Origin of the sequence: Pseudaquabacterium rugosum (assembly GCF_038066575.1) — a bacterium.
GTDB lineage: Bacteria > Pseudomonadota > Gammaproteobacteria > Burkholderiales > Burkholderiaceae_C > Pseudaquabacterium > Pseudaquabacterium rugosum.
The window spans coordinates 20064-40183 of record NZ_JBBUTF010000005.1 but is presented as its reverse complement, the minus strand read 5'-3'; the positions used below and the strand labels follow the sequence as shown (position 1 = coordinate 40183).

The window sequence follows — 20120 nt, the reverse complement described above, 5'->3', positions numbered from 1 at the left end:
GACGCGCCGTCTCCGTCCTGTCCCACCCTTTGCCTGCCTGCCCGACCATGGCCGACACCTCCACCAGCGGCCGGCCGCCGCTGCGCGCGCCCTGCCCGACCTGCCGCCAGCTGATCGCCTACAGCACGGACAACCCCTGGCGCCCGTTCTGCAGCGAGCGCTGCCGCGGGATCGACTTCGGCGCCTGGGCCAACGAGGACTACCGCGTGCCCTCGCCGCCGGCGCAGACCGACGACGACGACCTGCCGCCGGTCTGAATCAGCGCCCGCGCCGGTCGCCTCCCCCCGGAAAAATCCCGCTTTCCGGCCTCTTGAAAGGCCGGAGCCCGTCCCTATAATTCGTTCTGCTAGCACTCGCTGGTGCTGAGTGCTAACAGCTCGGCCCGGCCCGCAAGGGCTGCCGGCGATCGATCCAGCGGGGTGCCGAGGGGCATTCCGCGCGCTGAACCGACCTTGTACCAAGGACACACGATGAACCTCCGTCCCCTGCACGATCGCGTGATCGTCAAGCGTCTCGAGCAAGAAACCAAGACCGCCTCGGGCATCGTCATCCCTGACAACGCCGCCGAGAAGCCGGACCAGGGCGAGATCCTGGCCGTCGGCCCGGGCAAGCGCAACGACAAGGGCGATTTCGTCGTCCTGAACGTCAAGGTGGGCGATCGCGTCCTGTTCGGCAAGTACAGCGGCCAGACCGTCAAGGTCGATGGCAACGAACTGCTGGTGATGCGCGAGGAAGACCTCTTCGCCGTGGTCGAGAAGTAACTCGCCACCTGCGTCGTCTACCCTCACACTGATCGATTCGGAGAATCCTGAACATGGCTGCAAAAGACGTTGTCTTCGGCGCTGACGCCCGTCACCGCATGGTCGAAGGCGTGAACATCCTCGCCAACGCCGTCAAGACCACCCTGGGCCCCAAGGGCCGCAACGTGGTCCTGGAGCGTTCCTTCGGCGCCCCCACCGTCACCAAGGACGGTGTCTCGGTGGCCAAGGAAGTCGAGCTGAAGGACAAGCTGCAGAACATGGGCGCGCAGATGGTCAAGGAAGTCGCTTCCAAGACCTCTGACAACGCGGGCGACGGCACCACCACCGCCACCGTGCTGGCCCAGGCCATCGTGCGCGAAGGCATGAAGTACGTAGCCGCCGGCATGAACCCGATGGACCTGAAGCGCGGCATCGACAAGGCGGTCTCCGCCCTGGTCACGCAGCTGAAGGCCGCCTCGAAGGCCACCACCACGTCCAAGGAAATCGCGCAGGTCGGCACCATCTCCGCCAACAGCGATGCGGACGTTGGCGAGATCATCGCCAAGGCCATGGACAAGGTCGGCAAGGAAGGCGTCATCACCGTCGAAGACGGCAAGTCGCTGGACAACGAGCTCGACATCGTCGAAGGCATGCAGTTCGACCGCGGCTACCTGTCGCCGTACTTCATCAACAACCCGGAAAAGCAGGCCGCCCTGCTCGACAACCCGTTCGTGCTGCTGTACGACAAGAAGGTGTCGAACATCCGTGACCTGCTGCCGACGCTGGAGCAGGTCGCCAAGGCCGGCCGTCCGCTGCTGATCATCGCCGAGGACGTGGACGGCGAGGCGCTGGCCACCCTGGTGGTCAACACCATCCGCGGCATCCTGAAGGTCGTCGCCGTCAAGGCGCCGGGCTTCGGCGACCGTCGCAAGGCCATGCTGGAAGACATCGCCATCCTGACGGGCGGCAAGGTCATCGCCGAAGAAGTCGGCCTGACGCTCGAGAAGGTCACGCTGGCTGACCTGGGCCAGGCCAAGCGCGTCGAAGTGGCCAAGGAAAACACCACCATCATCGATGGCGCCGGCGCTGCCGCCGACATCGAGGCGCGTGTCAAGCAGATCCGCATCCAGATCGAAGAAGCCACCAGCGACTACGACCGCGAGAAGCTGCAAGAGCGCGTGGCCAAGCTGGCCGGCGGTGTCGCCGTCATCAAGGTCGGTGCCGCCACCGAAGTCGAGATGAAGGAAAAGAAGGCCCGCGTGGAAGACGCCCTGCACGCCACCCGTGCAGCCGTCGAGGAAGGCATCGTCGCCGGTGGTGGCGTCGCCCTGCTGCGTGCCAAGGCCGCCGCTGGCGCCATCAAGGGTGACAACGCCGACCAGGACGCCGGCGTCAAGCTGGTCCTGAAGGCCATCGAAGCCCCGCTGCGCGAGATCGTCGCCAACGCCGGTGGCGAGCCGTCGGTCGTGATCAACAAGGTTCTGGAAGGCACGGGGAACTTCGGTTTCAACGCCGCCAACGACACCTATGGCGACATGATCGAAATGGGCATCCTGGACCCGACCAAGGTGACCCGCACCGCGCTGCAGAACGCCGCCTCCGTGGCCGGCCTGATGCTGACGACCGAGTGCATGATCGCCGAAGCCCCGAAGGACGAGGCTCCGATGCCTGCCGGCGGTGGCATGGGCGGCATGGGCGGCATGGGCATGGACATGTAAGTCCGGCTCCGTGCCATGGCGGCGGCCCTGCGGGGCAGCCGCCACAGCCGGTCCTCGACGGCCCGCGCAGCCCCACGGCAGCGCGGGCCGTCGTCCTTTCACGGACACGCATGTGTCAGACGGACACGCGGCGTCCATCACGCGGGCGGACGGGAGCGGACCTCGCGTCACGGGGTTGTGGCGGACGGTCGCTGCGCTCCCCTGATAATGCGCGGCATGGTCGATCGACCCCCCTCCCTGCACGATTTCATCGACGACGAACTGCTGCGCGCGCCGATGACGCTGGACCGGGTCATCGACGCGGTCCAGGAGCAATGGCGCGCACTGCGGCCCGGCCACGGCGCCTGGCGCACGGTGCACGATCCGACGCGCACGCTGCGCACCCACCGCGGTGAGCTGGTCAGCGCGGCGTTGCGCGCGCTGCGGGAAGCCGTCCAGGCCGACATCCGCCCCGGCGGCATGCGGCCGACCTCGTTCGACGATTTCCAGGCCTCGCTGCCGATGTCGCTGGCGCTGATCGACGACGACACGGTGGTCGCCGACATCGAGATCGCCCGCTGCATCGAGACCATCAAGCTGGCCGCCGAGGACGAGCTGCGCGAGCTGCAGACCTACACCGCGACGCTGGTCAACGACCCCAACGTCTCGCGCGACACCAATCCCTTCCGACCCGAGATCTTCGTGCGGGCGCTGTGGCAGGGCGTGCAGACCGGGCTGCCGCTGGACCTGCACGGCCAGGCCGCGTTCATGCACGAGGCGACGCCCGCGCTGGCCTCGGCGCTGCGCCAGGCCTATGCCGGGGCCGCCGACCGGCTGGAGGAGCGGGGCGTGACGGCCGCCCGGCACCGCACGATCGTGACCGTGGGCCATGCCGCCTTCCGGCTGACGGGCGTGCCGCTGCACGTTCCCCCGCCGCCGGCCCGCCACGATCCGACGGCCCGGCCCGAGGACCGGTCCACGCCGGCCGGCGCCGCGGACTGGCCGCCGCGCCCCGGGCTGCAGTACGCCAGCCAGGCACCGATGCCACCGGCACGCCCGGCGGCACCGGCCGCCCCCACCCATCCGCCGGCCAGCGCCGGCCGCAGCGGCGTGCTGCCCGACGGCGCGGGCGCCCTGTCCGCCACGATCTGGCCGTCACGCCGGCCGGCCAATGACACCGAGCTGCGCACGCTGCTGCGCCAGCTCTTCGACGAACTGGCGGCCGACCGCGCCCACCCCCCGGAGTTCACCGCCTTCGTCCACGGCCTGCTGCCGGTGGCCGAGCGCCTGCAGGGCCCGCACGAGGACGTGCTGCACCGCGACCACGCCCTGTGGCACTTCATCGATCTGGCCGCCCACGCGGTGCAGCTGTGCGCGGTGGCCGAACGGCCACGCGTGCTGGGTCTGCTGCGCAATCTGCAGCAGCACCTGACCTCGCTCAGCGAGGTCGATGCCGAGCGGCTGCGCTGGGCGACCAGCCGCCTGCAGGCGCTGCAGACGCATCTGCTGCAGCAGGCCCAGAGCCGCGCCCAGCCCACGCTCGAACGCCACCGGGCCGCCGCCGCGCGGCTGCCCGATGCCCCCGAGACCCGGCCGCTGGACCTGGGCTCGATGGACACCGTGCCGGCCGATCTGCTGGACGCGCCGCCGCCGACGGATCCGGGCGAGGCCGCGGCAGACCTCGGTGCGCTGTGGCTGCGCCCGGGCGAGCACCTGCACATCTGGCTGCAAGGCCACTGGCGCATGCTGCAGCTGCTGCTGGTCGACGAACGGCTGCCGCTGTGGGTGCTGCGCGATCTGGGTGACGATCAGGCGTGGCCGGTGCGCCCGTCCGCGATCGAGCGCCTGACCAGCGGGGGGCTGGCGCGGCCCGTGGCCCTGCGCTCGCTGGTGCGCCGCGCCGTCGACCGCTTACGGTTGCGCGCCTGAGGCGCCGTCGGCGTCCTCGGCGTCGTCGCCGAGGCCGTCGTCCGCGCCCTCGGGCGGCGCCGTCCAGTGCACGGCGGTGGCGGCATGGCGCTGCGACCACTCGTGCAGCTGCAGGGCGGCATCGCCCACGCCCTGGCGCTTGAGGGCCGAGAACAGGCAGACGCCGATGTCCGAGACCTCGGTGGCCAGACCGGCCAGCAGCTCCTGGGCCGCGGCCAGCGCCTCCGTGGCCTCCTTGCGGTTGAGCTTGTCGGCCTTGGTCAGCAGCACCAGCAGGCCGACCTCGCCGCGCGCCACGCGCGGCATCACGAAGTCCAGCAGCTGGCGATCGAGGTCGGTGAAGCCATGGCGGCTGTCGACCATCATCACGATGCCGGCCAGCGCGTGGCGGTGCTCGAGGTAGTCGGCCATCACCTTCTGCCAGCGCTGCTTGGCGTCCTTGGCCACCATCGCGAAGCCGTAGCCGGGCAGGTCGGCCCACAGCTGATCGGTGGCCTGTTGCAGGCCGACCGAGAACAGGTTGATGTGCTGCGTGCGGCCGGGCGTCTTCGACGCGTAGGCCAGCTGACGCTGCTGCGCCAGCGTGTTGATGGCGGTCGACTTGCCGGCATTGCTGCGGCCGACGAAGGCGATCTCGGGCAGGTCCGGCGGCGGCAGATGGTGCAGCTGCGCCGCGGTCGTCAGAAAGCGCGCGGTGTGCGTCCAGGCCAGCGCCCGCTGCTCGGGCGAGGGCTGCGCCGCAGGGGCCTGCGAAGTGCCCGAAGGACGATCTGGATCAGCTTTCTTGTTCATGGTGCATTGTAAGATCGTCGGGTTTTGTCCTCCCCACACCCAGGAGTGCAGGGCAGCGGCACGGCGCCAGGTCGCCGCCGACGGTGCCGCTGGATGACCCGGCGGCCACGTCGGCCCGCTCCCCCACACCGCTAGGCAAGGTACACAGACCATGAAGTCGCTGCTCGCCACGTCGCTCCTCGCCGCACTGACGGCCTTCGCCGCCGGTGCCGCTCAAGCCGCCGACGGCACGCCGGCCAAGGGCGATCCGGTCAAGGGTCAGGAAAAGGCCGCGGCCTGCATGGCCTGTCACACGGCCGATGGCAGCCGAGGCATTGCCGCGAACCCGATTCTGCAGGGCCAGCACGCGGATTACCTCGTCAAACAGTTGACCGAGTTCAAGTCCGGCAAACGCCAGAACGCCGTGATGAACGGTATGGCGGCGCCGCTGGCCCCGCAGGACATGCTCGACATCGCCGCCTTCTTCGCCGGCAAGCAGGCCAAGGGCGGCAACGCGACGCAGAAGGCCACGCTGGCGCTCGGCGAGAAGATCTACCGCGGCGGCATCGCCGCCAAGCAGGTGCCCGCCTGCGCCGGCTGTCACAGCCCGAACGGCGCCGGCATCCCGGCCCAGTACCCGCGTCTGGCCGGCCAGCACGCCGAGTACACCGAGTCGCAGCTCAACGGCTTCCGCGCCGGCAGCCGTGGCAACTCGCCGCAGATGCTGACGATCGCCGCCCGCATGAGCGACAAGGAAATCAAGGCGGTGGCCGACTACATCGCCGGCCTGCACTGAGTGCCGGCCCCGCCGGCCGCATCGCCGCCGGCACTGCTCCAGGCCGCCACAGCGCGACCTGAGACATCTGGCGCAGGGCGGGACTTTCCCTGATCTGACGCAACCCCCAGGGCCGATCCATGATCGGCCCTTCGTCTTTCCGGGGGACTTGACCCCGGATAATCCGCGCCCATCATGCCGTCCGAGATCCTGACCCCGCACCGCCCGGCCCACAGCGCCTGGCGCGACCTGCTGGAACTGCTGGCGTCGATGCGCTTCGCCATCGCGCTGCTGACGCTGATCTGCATCGCGTCGATCATCGGCACCGTCATCAAGCAGAACGAGCCCTGGGTCAACTACGTGAACCAGTTCGGCCCGTTCTGGGCCGAGGTGTTCGGCCGCGTGGGCCTGTACGGCGTCTACAGCGCCTGGTGGTTCCTGCTGATCCTGGGCTTCCTGGTGCTCAGCACCAGCCTGTGCATCGCGCGCTCGGCGCCCAAGATCCTGGCCGACCGCAAGGCCTTCAAGGAACATGTGCGCGCCAGCGCGCTGCGCGCCTTCCACCACCGCGCCGAAGGCCGCATCGACGGCACGCCCGAGGCCGCGCTCGAACACGTCAACCGGCTGCTGACGGCCGGCGGCTGGCAGGCCAAGGCCCAGATCCGGCCGGACGGCACGATGGTGGCCGCGCGCAAGGGCATGTCGCACAAGCTGGGCTACCTGGCCACGCACGGCGCCATCGTCGCGATCTGCATCGGCGGCCTGCTCGACGGCGATCTGGTGGTGCGGGCGCAGATGTGGTTCCAGGGCAAGACGCTGTTCACCGGCGGCGGCACCATCGCCGACGTGCCGGAACGCCACCGCCTGTCCGAGCGCAACCCGACCTACCGCGGCAACCTGTTCGTGCCCGAGGGCCGCACCGGCAACACCGCGGTGCTCAACATCGGCGACGGCGTGCTGCTGCAGCCGCTGCCCTTCGATGTCGAGCTGAAGAAGTTCCGGGTCGAGTACTACGAGACCGGCATGCCCAAGCTCTTCGCCAGCGACGTGGTGATCCACGACCGCGACACCGGCGAGAAGACCGCGGCCACGATCAAGGTCAACGAGCCGCTGATCCACCGCGGCATCGCGCTGTTCCAGAGCAGCTTCGACGACGGCGGCAGCACGCTCAAGCTGCGCGCCCTGCCGCTGCGCAACGCCGGCGCCCAGCCCTTCGCCATCGACTCCACCGTCGGCGGCCGCAGCGAGCTGCGCAATGCCTCGGGCGCCGATGCCGACCGGCTGACGCTGGAGTTCACCGGCCTGCGCGTGATCAACGTCGAGAACCTGGACACCGCCCAGGCCGAAGCCGGCAGCGCCACCGACGTGCGCAAGGTCGATCTGACCGCGTCGATCGACAAGCACCTGGGCTCGGGCGCGCGCGCCGACAAGGCCAAGCAGCTGCACAACATCGGCCCGTCCTTCAGCTACAAGATCCGCGACGCGGCCGGCCAGGCCCGCGAGTACAACGCCTACATGCTGCCGGTCGAGCTCGACGGCCGCCGCGTGCTGCTGGCCGGTGTGCGCGAGACGCCGGCCGAGCCCTTCCGCTACCTGCGCATCCCGATCGACGACCAGGGCGGCATCGACGGCTGGTACCGCATGCAGGCCGGCCTGGCCGACACCGCGCTGCGCGAGGAGGCCGCCCGCCGCTACGCCCGCAGCGCCAGCTCGCCCGACAAGCCCGAGATGGTCGAGCAGCTGCGCGTGACCGCGAGCCGGGCGCTGGCGCTGTTCTCCGGCGCCGAGAAGGCCACGCGCGACGGCACGGCCGCCCCCGGCGGCCTGCAGGCGCTGGCCCAGTTCGTCGAGACCACGGTGCCGGCGGCCGAGCAGCAGCGCGTCTCCGAGGTGCTGCTGCGCATCGTCAACGGCGGGCTGTTCGAGCTGGCCAACCTGACGCGCGAGCGTGCCGGCCTGGCCCCGCTGGTCAGCGACGACGCCACCCGCAGCTTCATGACCCAGGCCGTGCTCAGCCTGTCGGACGCGATGTTCTATCCGGCGCCGGTGCTGCTGCAGCTCTCCAGCTTCGAGCAGCTGCAGGCCAGCGTCTTCCAGGTCGCCCGCACGCCGGGCAAGACCCTGGTCTACCTGGGCTGCGTGCTGCTGACCCTCGGCGTGCTGGTGATGCTCTACATCCGCGAGCGCCGGCTGTGGATCTGGTTGCATCCGACGGCCGACGGCCACGGAACCCAGGTCCAGGCCGCGCTGTCCACGACACGGCGCACGCTCGACGCCGACGCGGAATTCGACCGCCTGAGCGCCGATCTGCTGGGCACGGCCCCGCCGCCCGCCCGTCCCGTCTGAAGGAACCGATCCATGAACTCCCAGGTCTCGAGCCCCCCGCTGGCCGCCCAGGACAAGGCCGTGCGCACCGTCACCCTCGGCCATGCCGGCGCCGGTGCCAGCCTGGGCGCCGCCCTGCGCCGCCGCACGCCGATGGACGGGCTGTGGGCCGCGCTGATGATCGGCGGCGGCGCCTGGATCGCCCAGCACTACGGCGCCGCGATGGACGGCTACGAGCGCGGCATCCTGCTCGGCACCGTGCCCTCGCTGCTGCTGCTGGGCTGGTTCTGGCCGGCGCTGCAGCGTCTGGGCATCGCGGTGGGCGCGGCCTCGCTGCTGGCGATCTCGCTCTACGGCCGTGCCACCGACGCCTTCGGCGCCGACCTGGCCCAGGCCGAGCACGTCTTCCTGCTGAAGTACTTCCTGTCCAGCCAGAGCGCGATCCTGTGGATGGCGGTGCTGTTCTTCATGAGCACGGCCTTCTACTGGATCGGCTTCTTCACCGGCCGCACCGGACAGGAGAACCTGGCCCACCGCATCGGCTCGGGCATGGCCTGGGTCGGCGTCTTCATGGCGCTGACCGGCACGATGGTGCGCTGGTACGAGAGCCACCAGATCGGCCCCGACATCGGCCACATCCCGGTCAGCAACCTCTACGAGGTGTTCGTGCTGTTCTGCTGGATGACGGCGGCGTTCTACCTGTGGTTCGAGCAGCACTACCGCACCCGCGCGCTCGGCGGCTTCGTGATGCTGGTGGTCAGCGCGGCGGTCGGCTTCCTGCTCTGGTACACGGTGGCGCGCGATGCCGGCGAGATCCAGCCGCTGGTGCCGGCCCTGCAGAGCTGGTGGATGAAGCTGCACGTGCCGGCCAACTTCATCGGCTACGGCACCTTCGCGCTGTCGGCGATGGTGGCCTTCGCCTACCTGATCCAGCAGCAGGCCGAGGAAACCAGCGGGTGGAAGCTGGCGCCGCTGGCCGCACTCGGCCTGGTGCTGTGCTTCGAGCCCGTCGTCTTCCGCGCCAGCCAGCTCAGCGCCTCGGCCAGCTACTGGGCGGCCTATGCCGGCGTCAGCCTGCTGATCGTCGGCGGCATCCTGGCCGCGCGCCGCCGCATCGCCGCCGCGCTGCCGCCGGCAGACGTGCTCGACGACCTGATGTACAAGGCGATCGCGGTCGGCTTCGCCTTCTTCACGATCGCCACCATCCTGGGCGCCTTCTGGGCCGCCGAGGCCTGGGGCGGCTACTGGAGCTGGGACCCGAAGGAGACCTGGGCCCTGATCGTCTGGCTGAACTACGCCGCCTGGCTGCACATGCGCCTGATCAAGGGCCTGCGCGGCAGCGTCTCGGCCTGGTGGGCGCTGGTGGGCCTGGTGGTCACCACCTTCGCCTTCCTCGGCGTCAACATGTTCCTGTCGGGCCTGCACTCGTACGGCGAGCTGTGAGCGGCCGCGCCGGCGGGCCGCCGCGCTGAGGGCGCGCGGCCGACCGGCCCGCCCGCCGCTGCGCAGGCCGGCCTCAGGGCCGCTCGCCTGCGGCGGCCTCGCACAGCAGCCGCGTCAGGCGGGCCGTCGAGCGCACGCCGAGCTTGGCGCGGATGCTGCGCAGCTGGTGGTCGATGGTCGGCAGCGCGCGGTCGAGCACGCGGGCCATCTCCTTGTAGCTCAGGCCCTGGGCGACGAGCGCGGCCAGCCGGGCCTCGGCCGGGGTCAGCGTGGCCAGCCGGCCGGCCCCCGCCGCCTCCGCCGCCGCCGTCCCCGCGGCACCAGCGCCAGCATCGGCCACCGCCAGCCCCGCCGCCGCGGCCAGCAGCGGCCCGAGCGCCTCGCGCGCGAAGCCGGCCAGGGCCTCCACGGTGCCGGCCGGCCAGCGCGGATGGACACGGTGCCAGTCGGCGCACACCAGCCCGACCGGCGTGGCGCCATCGCGCACCGGCAGCGCCAGCTTGGCGCGGGTGCCGACGGTCTGCAGGCGCTGGCGCAGGTCGTCGGCGATCGTCGGCTCCTGGCTGACGTCGGGAATCAGGGTCAGGTCGGCGCCCAGCCAGACCGCGCGCAAACCGGAGGCACTGGCCCGGAAGTGGCGGCCGAGCACCGGCGGCAGGCCCAGGCCGGGGCGCTGGGCTTCGGCCATCACCACATAGTCGCGGCCGCCGGCACGGGCACCACCCCGGTGGCCACCAGGGCCGCCGTAGCCCCCGAAACCACCGTCGACCCGGTCGGCATCGAGCGTCTCGCGCAACCAGTCGGTGGTCAGGCGCCAGCAGGCCTGAGGCTCGTCCAGGTACAGCAGCAGCTGCGCGGCCAGCTCGCGGCCCGGCCGCCAGTCCAGCGCCCGCGGACCTTCGAACAGGCGGCCGCGCAGCGCACGCTGGGCCTGCATCAGCGCGGCGGGATCGGAGGAGCGGCGGGCGGGCATGGCGGGCGTCGGGGCTGCCGCGGATTGTCCGGGCGCCGCCCGCCGGCAGGCGCGAGGCAGCCCCCGGGACAACCCTTGACGAAGGTTCGCGATGGCGGGCCGCCCACCGGCTGTCGACACTGCCGGCCGGCCCTCAGGAGACCCCGATGCAGACCTTCCTCAACACCGTCGACGGCCGGCCGCAGCCCGCCGCCTCCACCTTCGACTCGCACAACCCCGCCTCCGGCGAGGTTCTCGGCCAGGTCGCGCGCAGCACGGCCGCGCAGGTCGACGCGGCGGTGGCCGCCGCCCGCGCGGCCCAGCCGGCCTGGGCGGCGCTGTCGGCCGACAGCCGCCAGGCCGCGCTGCTGCGCGCCATCGACGCGCTGAGCCAGCAGGCCGAGGCGCTGGCCACCTGGGTCACCCGCGAGCAGGGCAAGCCGCTGGGCGGCGTGGGGCCCGGCCAGGTGCCCGGCGCGCGCTTCGAGCTCTGGGGCTGCGAGGCCTGGGCCCGCACGAGCACGCTGCTGGATCTGCCAGACGAGGTGGTGTTCGAGGACGCCAGCCGGCGCGATGTGCTGCAGCGCCGCCCGCTGGGCGTGATCGGCGCGATCGCGCCCTGGAACTGGCCGCTGCTGATCGCCATCTGGCAGATCATCCCCGCGCTGCGGGCGGGCAACACGGTGGTGATCAAACCGTCCGAGCTGACCAGCATCTGCAGCCTGGAGATGGTGCGCGTGCTGGCACAGGCGCTGCCGCCGGGCGTGCTCAACTCGGTCAGCGGCGATGGCGCGGTCGGCGGCTGGCTGGTCGAGCATCCGGACCTGGACAAGATCCTGTTCACCGGCTCGGGCGCGACCGGCGCGCGCATCGCCGCCACGGCCGCGCGCACGCTGACGCCGACCACGCTGGAGCTGGGCGGCAACGACGCCGCCATCGTGCTGCCCGATGCCGATCCGCAGGCCATCGCGATGGACCTGTTCTGGGGCGCCTTCCTGAACATGGGCCAGACCTGCGCCTGCATCAAGCGCCTGTACGTGCCCGAGGCCCTGCACGACGCGGTGGTGGACGCGCTGGCCGCCCTGATCCGGGCGATGCCGATGGGCGACGGCATGGCGCCCGGCACCGTCATGGGCCCGCTGCAGAACCGCATGCAGTTCGACAAGGTGCGCGCGCTGGTCGAGGACGCGAAGGCCGCCGGCGCCACCATCGTCTGCGGCGGCGCCCCGCGGCCGGGCGCCGGCTGGTTCTACCCGCTGACCCTGGTCACCGACATCGCCGACGGCACCCGCCTGGTCGACGAGGAGCAGTTCGGCCCGGTGCTGCCGGTCATCCGCTACCGCAGCGTCGACGCGGCGGTGGCCAGCGCCAACCGGCTCGATGTCGGCCTGGGGGCCTCGGTCTGGTCCGGCGATCCGGCGGCCGCCCGGGCGGTGGCCGAGCGCCTGCAGGCCGGCACGGTGTGGATCAACCAGCACGGCACCATCCACCCGATGGTGCCCTTCGGCGGCAGCAAGGGCTCGGGCTGGGGCGTGGAGTTCGGCCTGGAAGGGCTGAAGTCGCTCACCCAGCCGCGGGTCATCAGCCTGAAGAAGTGAGGGGCGCGCCACGGGCGCACCGGCGGAACCGGCAGGCCCGGCGCATCATCCATCGCCCGACGGTCCGGCGCGTGTAACCCTGCGCCGGGGTGCGACGACAGACCGCTCGTCCACCGCCCCGTTCTGACGAAGGATCGCCCGCCCATGCCCTCCCGCACCGACCTCGGCTTCGACCATCCGGTCCCCTCGGAGATCACGCCCCGCGCCGCCTACGAGGGCCGCCGCCGCTGGCTGCGCCAGCTGGCCGCCGGCTCGCTGGGCACCGGCCTGGCCACCTGGGCCGGGCGCCAGGCGCTGGCCGCCGAGGGCGCCCCACGCGGCGCGGCCCTGGCGGCCGTGAAGTCGGCGGTGGCCGGCGCGGTGACGATGGAGCGTCCGACCTCGCGCGCCGACGTCACCCGCTACAACAACTTCTACGAGTTCGGCACCGACAAGGCCGACCCGGCGAAGAACGCCCACACGCTGAAGACCCGGCCGTGGACGGTGGTCATCGACGGCGAGGTGAAGAAGCCGCGCACCCTCGACATCGACGCGCTGATGAAGCTCGCGCCGATGGAGGAGCGCATCTACCGCCTGCGCTGCGTCGAGGGCTGGAGCATGGTGATCCCGTGGGTCGGCTGGTCGCTGGCCGAGCTGATCCGCCAGGTCGAGCCCACCGGCCACGCGAAGTACGTCGAGTTCCACACGCTCGCCGACCCGAAGACCATGCCCTTCGTCGGCTCGCGCGTGCTGGAGTGGCCGTATGTCGAGGGCCTGCGCCTGGACGAGGCGATGCACCCGCTGACGCTGCTGGCCTTCGGCCTCTATGGCGAGGTGCTGCCGAACCAGAACGGCGCGCCGGTGCGCCTGGTCGTGCCCTGGAAGTACGGCTTCAAGAGCGCGAAGTCCATCGTGCGCATCCGCTTCACCGCGCAGCCACCGCGCACCGCCTGGAACAAGGCGGCGCCGCAGGAATACGGCTTCTACAGCAACGTCAACCCGGAGGTCGACCATCCGCGCTGGAGCCAGGCCAGCGAGCGCCGCATCGGCGAGGACGGGCTGTTCGCGAAGAAGCGGCCGACGCTGATGTTCAACGGCTACGGCGCGCAGGTGGCGCAGCTCTACACCGGCATGGACCTGCGGCGTGAGTTCTGAGGCAGTGGCGACGGCCTCCGGCGGCCCGCGTGCCCGCCTGGACCGGGCGCTGCGCCATGCCGCGGTCAAGCCGCTGCTGTGGGCCCTGCTGCTGACACCGCTGGCCCTGCTGATCCACGGCGCGGCCACCGACCGCCTGGGCGCCAACCCGGCCGAGGCCCTGCTGCGCGGCAGCGGCGACTGGAGCTTGCGCGTGCTGCTGCTGGCGCTGGCCATCACCCCGCTGCGTGAGGCGCTGCGACTGCCCACGCTGGCCCGGCTGCGGCGGCCGACCGGGCTGTTCGCGTTCTTCTGGTGCAGCCTGCACCTGCTGGCCTGGGCCTGGCTGGACCAGGGCCTGGAGCCGGCGGCCCTGCTGGCCGACATCGCCAAGCGGCCGTTCATCCTCGTCGGCAGCCTGGCCTGGGGGCTGCTGGCCGTCCTCGCGCTGACCTCGCCGCAGCGCGTCGCGCGCGCCCTCGGCGGCGCCCGCTGGCGGTCACTGCACCGCGGCGCCTACGTCGCCGGCCTGCTGGGCCTGCTGCACTTCTACTGGATGAAGGCCGGCAAGAACGACTTCGGTGAATGGGCCGTCCATGCGGCCGTGCTGGCCGCGCTGCTGGGCTGGCGGCTGTGGCGCCGGCCACGGCGCGCGGGCGGGCCGCGCTGAGATCGGCGCGGCCGTCGTCCGCGCGCCACAGCTTCACCTTGCTTCACGTCCACGCAGCGGGCCGAGACACACGGGCACCGGACAGTGCGGCCCCGGAGCCGACACGGCTCCGCGGGGCGCATCCAGCGACCTGCCCGACAAACCGAGGAGCCTGTGGCGCGCTGCCGCCGTCACCACACGACCGGCGCGCCATGGCTCCCGCACACGACCCGCAGCCCATGACCCATCACCCATCCGACGCGCCCTCGCCCGCCGCCCGCGAGACCATCGACCCGAAACGCCGCCGCGGCCTGATCGGCCTGATCGGCGGCCTCGGCGCGGCCACGCTGTCCGCCTGCGGCGGCGGTGGCGGCAGCGGCGGCACCGCGCTGTCCGGCACCGACAGCAGCACGAGCGCGGCCACCACGAGCACCACCGACACCAGCGCCCTGGTGCTCGACAGCGCGACCGAGGAAACGCTCAAGACCACGCTGGCCGCCAGCACCTCGACCGCCACCTGCACCGTGGCGGCCACCGAGACCGAAGGCCCCTACCCGCTGCGCGCGATCCTGGCCAACAGCGCCATCGTGCGGGCCGACATGACCGAGGGCAAGACCGGCGTGCCGCTGACCCTGCGCCTCCGGCTGGTCGACGTCAACAACGCCTGCGCGCCGATCGCCGGCGCCTGGGTCTACATCTGGCACTGCGACAAGGACGGCCTGTACTCGGGCTATGACGCATCGAACAACGCCGGCCAGTCGGGCCTGACCTATCTGCGCGCGATCCAGCAGAGCGACGCCAACGGCTACGTCACCTTCAAGACCATCTTTCCGGGCTGGTACGCGGGCCGCATCACGCACATCCACGCCATGGTGTTCCTGGCCGGCAGCACGCTGTCGAGCACCAGCTCGTCGATGGCGACGACCCAGTTCGCCTTCCCGCAGGCGATCAGCAGTGCGGTCTACGCCAGCACGCTCTACACCCACGGCCAGAACACCTCGGTGACCCGCTTCGCCGACGACAACGTGTTCAGCGACGGCACGGGCACCGAGATGCTGACGCTGTCGGGCAGCGTCGCGCGCGGCTATGTGGGCGGCATCGTCGTGGGCATCGACCAGACGGCGTCCAACGGCAGCGGCAGCAGCGATGCCGGGGCCGGCGGCAGCGCGCCGGGCGGCACGACCGCACCGGGCACGGCTCCGGGCAGCGGCTCCGGCACCCCCGGCACGCCACCGGGCGGCACCCCGCCCACAGGCGCACTCTGACGCGCTCTGACGCGCTCCGACGCGCTCCGACGCGCCCGCCCCCACAGGCCGCCTCCCTTCCCTTTTCACGAGCCCCTCATGATGAATGTCATTCCGATGCCCATCACGCCGTCGCATCCCGTCTGCGGCACCGCTGCCACACGGTCGGCCCTGCGCCGCCATGCCGGCGCGCTGGCCGCCACCGCCCTGCTCGGCCTGACGCTGCTGGGCGCGGCCCCGGCCGCACGCGCCGACGAACAGCTGGCCAACGGCGGCTTCGAATCGGGCCTCAGCGGCTGGACCGCCTCCGGCACGGTCAGCCTGGAGCGCACCGATACCGCCGCCGGCAGCCTGGCCGCCGTGCTGGCCGACGAGAACGCCAGCCTGAGCCTGACGCTGGACACGGCCATCGACGTCAGCACCATCGTCCAGCTCGGCTTCCAGGCCCGCAGCGATGCGGGCGTGCTCAGCCTGATCGTGCTGAGCTATGCCGACGGCAGCACCAGCGGCACCGACGTGTCGATCTTCGACCTCGGCAACAGCGCCTGGACCGGATACGACCTGAGCACCGCGCTGAAGGCCGGTGCCAGCCTGACCGGGCTGACGATCTACGGCAGCAGCGCCGGCGCCACCCTGATCGACGCTGTCACGCTGCAGACGACCGGCGCGATCGGCGCGGTGCCCGAGCCGGCCTCGGCCGCGCTGGCGCTGGGCGGCGCCGGCCTGCTGCTGGCCCTGGCCGGCCGCCGACGCGCCAACGCCCGCGGCTGAGGCCAGCGGCCGCCACCCGTCGGCGTGCAATGCCGCACGGGAGACGCCTTCAGCCTGGGGATCCACCCCCCAAGCCAGGGCCGGGGCGAGGCAGACCACCCAGGGCCTCGCGGCCTACGATCCCGGCCATGCCGTTCGATGACCTGCCCGCCCCGCCGCCGCCGCCGTCCGCCAGGACCCGCCGGGCGTCGGAAGACCCCGTCGCGCCCCGCCGCGGCGGCCGCGCCCTGCCCGAGGGCGAAGCCCTCGGCGCACTGCGCACCGCCCTCGACGAGCAGCGCGTGGCGCTGGCCCACGGCCATCCGATCGTCGTCTGCGAGGCGCTGACCCAGACCGCCCGCTGCCTGGCCGCGCTGCACGCCTATGCGGAAGCGGAGGCCAGCCTGGCCTCCGCCCTGGCCGCGCTGCGCCAGATGCCCGGCGCGGCCGATGCCGAGGGCGACCTGCTGTGCGCCCTGGCCGAGATCTGCTGCAACGAGGCCGATCAGGTCGAGGCCCTCGAAGATGACGCCCCCGAGGCCCAGTCCCGGCGACGCGCCGCCCGCGCCCGGGCACGGGACTGGGCCGACGGCGCCTCGCGCCTGGCGCTGCTGACCAGCGATCCGGGCTGGGGCGCGATCCTGCTGATGCGCGCGGCCGACGTGCTCGAACGCGGTGGCGACATCGACGATGCCGTCACGCTGCAGCGCCAGGCCCTGGCCCTCAGCGAGCCGCGCCGCAGCCCCTCGCGCTGGGCGCAGCCGGAAGGCCTGCGCCATGCGGCGCCGACCGTCCTGATGTGATCGCCGCCGGGCGTCCGGCCCGGCCACCCTACCCTGGCCCCCCCGGCCACCCCGGCCAGACGAACCAGCCGCTCAGAGCTTCCAGAGCAGTTCCAGCCCCCAGCTCAGGCTGTCGAGCCGGCTGCGCGGCAGCTCGCTCGTGCGGCCGTCCGCCAAGGGCACCCGGATGCGCTGGCGCTGCAGGGTCGCCGCGCGGGCCCAGCCGCCCACATGCACCTGGGGCAGGACCGCCACGCTGTAGCGCCCTTCCAGCGACAGATCCCAGCCGCCGAAGCTGTCGGAATAGCGCTGGAGCGGGAACTGGCTGTTCTCCACCCGGCGCCAGACCGGCGTGGCCACCGTGAGCCGCAGGCCATGGTGTGACGGCGCCCCACGCACCTGCTCGCTGTCGAGGCTCAGGCCGGCGTGCAGCAGGACCTCGGCGCTGTCCTCGATGACGGTCTGGTCGGTCGGCAGGTCGACGACCTGGTCCACGCCGGCATGGAAATCGAAGCGCTTGAAGTTCAGGTTGCGGAAGCCCAGCCCCGCCGTGCCGAACCAGGGCGTGGCCGGCAGCAGCCGCCGGTGCCCGGCCAGCAGCACCTGGTTGGTCGACAGGCTGAACTGGTTGGTCTGCAGCAGCGTGTCCTGCAGCGGGGTGCCGTTGAACGGGTTGCTGCCGGCGTGCCATCGTTCGGGGCCGCGGCCGGGCGCGAAGGTCGACAGGCTGTCCATCGAGAACATCAGATCGGGCCCCAGCACGTAGAGCGCGCCGGCCACCAGCATCGGGCTGCGGGTGGTCACCTGGCTGCGGACATCGGACAGGCTGGCGCGCTCTTCGTAGCGCTGCACGTGCTGCCCCAGGCCGATGAAGTACGAGAAGCCCTTGTCGCTGGCGGGCTCATCGAACAGGGCCCGCAGCCGCAGCGCACCGGCCGACAGCCCGCCGCCGCCGGCCGCCACGGGGACCGCGGCCTCCTGGGCCTGAGCCGATGGCGCCAGACTCGCCAGCCAGACCAGACCGAGCCCGGCGCGGACGGCCCGCAGCGCCGCGTCCGGCCAGGAGGTCCGCCGAAGGACAGACAGGTTCAAGCGCATCGAAGGACTCCCGGAAAGGACTGGGGCACAGGGCCGTGACACGACGGACGGCCACCCAGCCCGGCGCAACGGCAGGGGTCTCTCGCGGCACGTCGACACGGGCTGAGCTTGCCCGCCGCCGCCGCCGTGCGCTTCAGCCGTTTGGCCGATCCCCCCCCGGACACGACGGGGGCGGCCGGCAGCGTGAGCGCCCGGGCCGCGCTCAGCCGGACAGCGCTCGCCAGCGGGTGACGGCCTGCACCGCCTGCGCGCGCGAGCGGACCCCGAGCTTGCGGAACAAGGCCTGCAGATGCGTCTTGACCGTGGCGTGCGACAGCGCCAGCTCGCGGCAGATCAGCTTGTCCGGCAGGCCATCGATCAGCAGCCGCAGCACGTCGCGCTGGCGCTCGGTCAGGGCCAGCACGGGCGGCCCGTCGGCCGGACCGTGCACCGGCGCGGCCTCCGTCGGCATCTGGGCCGTGGTCACGGTGGCCATGTGGCCCAGCCGCGGGGCCGGCACACGGCCGCCCGGCAGCGGGGCCTGCAACGGGGCCGGCGGCGCAGGCACCGTGCGGGCGGCGACGGCCACGTCAGTGCCCTCGACGACCGGCGGGCGCAGCGCCGGATCGAGCCCCTGCGGCCAGCGCGCCAGGGTGTGCATGGCCTGTTCCAGCCGGACCAGCAGGGAGCGCGCATCGACGCTCTTGGAGACGAAGCCCACCGCCCCCAGCGCCAAGGCCTGCTGCACCTGCGCGGCATCGTCATGGGCCGACAGCACGACCACCGGCACCCGCGGCGCACGCGCGCGCAGCGTCTGCAGCGTCTGCATGCCGTGGCTGTCGGGCAGCTCCAGATCCAGCAGCACGGCGCCGGTGTCGGGGGCCACCGCCAGCTGGGCCAGCGCCTCGCGCAGCGTGCCGGCCTCGTCCAGCTGGACCCCGGGCAGGCGCTGGGCCAGCAGCAGCAGCAGCGACTCCCGCACCAGCGCATGGTCATCGACGACCAGCAGACGGCCGACGCTCAGCATGGCCGCCCCCGAGACGCTGGCGCGGCGGCCGGGGCAAGGCCGCGGCCCCGGAGCGCCGGGCGGGCGCTGGAACAGGGCTGCTGCGCGCGGGCGCAGCCCCACGCAAGCGGCCCGGATGGGCGGCGACGGTTCGACATCGGAAACTCCCTGGGCGTCATCATGATGCGTGGTCCCGAAGCAGGCGGGCCGCTCCGTCGGACGGGGTCCTGTCCTGCCCTCGGACGGATCATCTTCAGACCATCATGACCCACCGGCGCGCCCCGCGCCAGCCACGGCTCACCCTAAAGGTCGATCGGCGACGTCGGGCCCGCGGCCGTCCTCAGCCCTGCGCGCGCGCCTGCACGCCGAACAGCGCACGCACCGCCTCGCGGTACTGGTCCAGCCCCAGCGCATTGGCGTTGTGGTGCGAGGCGCCCTCGACCAGCAGCCAGCGCTTGGGCTCGGGCGCCCGTTCGTAGAGCGCGCGGCCGACGGCCGGATCGACCACCCGGTCCGCGCTGCCGTGCACCACCAGCACCGGCGCGCGGACCTCGGCGATGCGCTCGCCGGCGGCCAGACGCTGGGTGATCAGCGGGCCCAGCGGCAGCCAGCCCCAGGCGTAGTGGCTGACGACGTCGGGGATCGAGGTGAAGCTGCCCTCGACGATCAGGCCCGCCAGCGCCGGGCCGACGTCGGCCGCCACGTGCACCGCCACCGCGCCGCCCAGCGAGTGGCCGAACAGGTGGCGCGGGCGGCCCGGATGCTGGCGGCCCAGCCAGTCCCAGGCCGCGCGGGCGTCCTCGATCACCAGCTCCTGCGAGGGCAGCACGTCGGTGCTCTGGCCGAAGCCGCGGTAGTCGACCGCCAGCACGGCGTAGCCGAGCTGGTGCAGCCGGCGCATGCGCGGCGCACTGCCGCGCACGTCGAAACGCGCGCCGTGCAGATAGAGCAGCAGCGGCGCGGCCGCGTCACCGTCCTGCGGCAGCCACAGGCCGTGCAGGCGCACGTCCTGACCGGTCAGCGCCGAGCGGTGGTCGATCCAGACCTCGGCCATGCCCTGCGCGGCGGCCTCGCCGCCCCGCCAGCTGCGCTGGCCGGGCTGGAAGATCCACTCGCGCTGCTTGAGCTCCAGCGAGGTGCAGCCCGTGCCCAGCAAGGCCGTCCCGCCGAGCGCGGCCGCACCCAGCAGCAGACGGCGGCGGGCGCCGTCACGGGGGCGCGCTTCAGGGTGGTCAGGCGCATCGGCAGGCGGATCGGTCGGCATGGCGG

The 20120-nt window shown here is 72.4% G+C and carries 18 protein-coding genes; 13 read left to right on the top strand and 5 right to left on the bottom strand.

Translation table 11 applies throughout. The annotated features are described in order from the left end of the window. Nucleotides 1–47 precede the first annotated feature (47 nt). The 4 genes from AACH11_RS06145 to AACH11_RS06130 all read left to right on the top strand — a co-directional run bounded on the left by AACH11_RS06145 (nucleotide 48) and on the right by AACH11_RS06130 (nucleotide 4366). Nucleotides 48–257: a DNA gyrase inhibitor YacG gene (locus AACH11_RS06145; RefSeq protein ID WP_341373325.1), complete on the top strand. Its 210-nt coding sequence runs from the start codon at nucleotides 48–50 to the stop codon at nucleotides 255–257. A gap of 213 nt (nucleotides 258–470) precedes the next feature. Continuing rightward, nucleotides 471–761: a co-chaperone GroES gene (gene groES, locus AACH11_RS06140; RefSeq protein WP_341373324.1), complete on the top strand. Its 291-nt coding sequence runs from the start codon at nucleotides 471–473 to the stop codon at nucleotides 759–761. Between the two features lie 53 nt (nucleotides 762–814). Beyond that, the gene (gene groL / locus AACH11_RS06135; protein ID WP_341373323.1) at nucleotides 815–2458 is read left to right on the top strand and encodes a chaperonin GroEL; all 1644 of its coding nucleotides are present in this window, start codon (nucleotides 815–817) and stop codon (nucleotides 2456–2458) included. Between the two features lie 216 nt (nucleotides 2459–2674). Beyond that, complete coding sequence (locus AACH11_RS06130; protein ID WP_341373322.1) at nucleotides 2675–4366, top strand: DUF1631 family protein; 1692 nt, start codon at nucleotides 2675–2677, stop codon at nucleotides 4364–4366. Here the strand turns inward: AACH11_RS06130 and yihA are convergent. Beyond that, complete coding sequence (gene yihA, locus AACH11_RS06125) at nucleotides 4349–5158, bottom strand: ribosome biogenesis GTP-binding protein YihA/YsxC (protein ID WP_341373321.1); 810 nt, start codon at nucleotides 5156–5158, stop codon at nucleotides 4349–4351. The two genes, AACH11_RS06130 and yihA, sit on opposite strands and share 18 nt — an antisense overlap. 151 nt (nucleotides 5159–5309) lie before the next feature. Between yihA and AACH11_RS06120 the strand changes: the two genes are divergently transcribed. The 3 genes from AACH11_RS06120 to ccsB all read left to right on the top strand — a co-directional run bounded on the left by AACH11_RS06120 (nucleotide 5310) and on the right by ccsB (nucleotide 9680). Next, nucleotides 5310–5933, top strand: a complete 624-nt coding sequence (locus AACH11_RS06120; RefSeq protein WP_341373320.1) for a c-type cytochrome — start codon at nucleotides 5310–5312, stop codon at nucleotides 5931–5933. Nucleotides 5934–6107: 174 nt separating this feature from the next. Next, nucleotides 6108–8258, top strand: a complete 2151-nt coding sequence (locus AACH11_RS06115) for a cytochrome c biogenesis protein ResB (RefSeq protein ID WP_341373319.1) — start codon at nucleotides 6108–6110, stop codon at nucleotides 8256–8258. A 132-nt stretch (nucleotides 8259–8390) separates the two neighbouring features. Then, complete coding sequence (gene ccsB, locus AACH11_RS06110; RefSeq protein ID WP_341373561.1) at nucleotides 8391–9680, top strand: c-type cytochrome biogenesis protein CcsB; 1290 nt, start codon at nucleotides 8391–8393, stop codon at nucleotides 9678–9680. A 73-nt stretch (nucleotides 9681–9753) separates the two neighbouring features. Here the strand turns inward: ccsB and AACH11_RS06105 are convergent, their stop codons facing one another. Continuing rightward, nucleotides 9754–10653, bottom strand: coding sequence for a helix-turn-helix transcriptional regulator (locus AACH11_RS06105; RefSeq protein ID WP_341373318.1), 900 nt, complete (start codon nucleotides 10651–10653; stop codon nucleotides 9754–9756). Nucleotides 10654–10799: 146 nt separating this feature from the next. Here AACH11_RS06105 and AACH11_RS06100 point away from each other — a divergent pair, with 146 nt between their 5' ends. The 6 genes from AACH11_RS06100 (at nucleotide 10800) to AACH11_RS06075 (ending at nucleotide 16789) form a co-directional block, all read left to right on the top strand. Further along, a complete protein-coding gene (locus AACH11_RS06100) occupies nucleotides 10800–12230 on the top strand; it encodes an aldehyde dehydrogenase family protein (RefSeq protein WP_341373317.1) in 1431 nt (476 codons plus the stop codon). Between the two features lie 144 nt (nucleotides 12231–12374). Further along, complete coding sequence (gene msrP, locus AACH11_RS06095; protein ID WP_341373316.1) at nucleotides 12375–13364, top strand: protein-methionine-sulfoxide reductase catalytic subunit MsrP; 990 nt, start codon at nucleotides 12375–12377, stop codon at nucleotides 13362–13364. Then, a complete protein-coding gene (locus tag AACH11_RS06090) occupies nucleotides 13354–14013 on the top strand; it encodes a protein-methionine-sulfoxide reductase heme-binding subunit MsrQ (RefSeq protein ID WP_341373315.1) in 660 nt (219 codons plus the stop codon). The genes msrP and AACH11_RS06090 overlap by 11 nt, the downstream gene beginning before the upstream one ends. A 218-nt stretch (nucleotides 14014–14231) precedes the next feature. Further along, on the top strand, nucleotides 14232–15257 hold the full coding sequence (locus AACH11_RS06085) for an intradiol ring-cleavage dioxygenase (RefSeq protein ID WP_341373314.1): 1026 nt from the start codon (nucleotides 14232–14234) through the stop codon (nucleotides 15255–15257). An 81-nt stretch (nucleotides 15258–15338) separates the two neighbouring features. Continuing rightward, nucleotides 15339–16007: a PEP-CTERM sorting domain-containing protein gene (locus tag AACH11_RS06080; protein ID WP_341373313.1), complete on the top strand. Its 669-nt coding sequence runs from the start codon at nucleotides 15339–15341 to the stop codon at nucleotides 16005–16007. Between the two features lie 128 nt (nucleotides 16008–16135). Then, entirely contained in the window at nucleotides 16136–16789 is a 654-nt protein-coding gene (locus AACH11_RS06075) for a hypothetical protein (RefSeq protein WP_341373312.1), read from the top strand. 72 nt (nucleotides 16790–16861) lie between these two features. On the opposite strand, the gene AACH11_RS06070 is transcribed toward AACH11_RS06075, so the two are convergent. The 3 genes from AACH11_RS06070 to AACH11_RS06060 form a co-directional block, all read right to left on the bottom strand. Beyond that, the gene (locus tag AACH11_RS06070; protein ID WP_341373311.1) at nucleotides 16862–17866 is read right to left on the bottom strand and encodes a hypothetical protein; all 1005 of its coding nucleotides are present in this window, start codon (nucleotides 17864–17866) and stop codon (nucleotides 16862–16864) included. Between the two features lie 202 nt (nucleotides 17867–18068). Next, on the bottom strand, nucleotides 18069–18872 hold the full coding sequence (locus tag AACH11_RS06065; RefSeq protein WP_341373310.1) for a response regulator: 804 nt from the start codon (nucleotides 18870–18872) through the stop codon (nucleotides 18069–18071). Nucleotides 18873–19191: 319 nt separating this feature from the next. Further along, nucleotides 19192–20115 carry an alpha/beta hydrolase gene (locus AACH11_RS06060; RefSeq protein ID WP_341373309.1) on the bottom strand — a complete coding sequence of 308 codons (924 nt, stop codon included), beginning with the start codon at nucleotides 20113–20115 and terminating at the stop codon, nucleotides 19192–19194. Nucleotides 20116–20120: the final 5 nt, after the last annotated feature.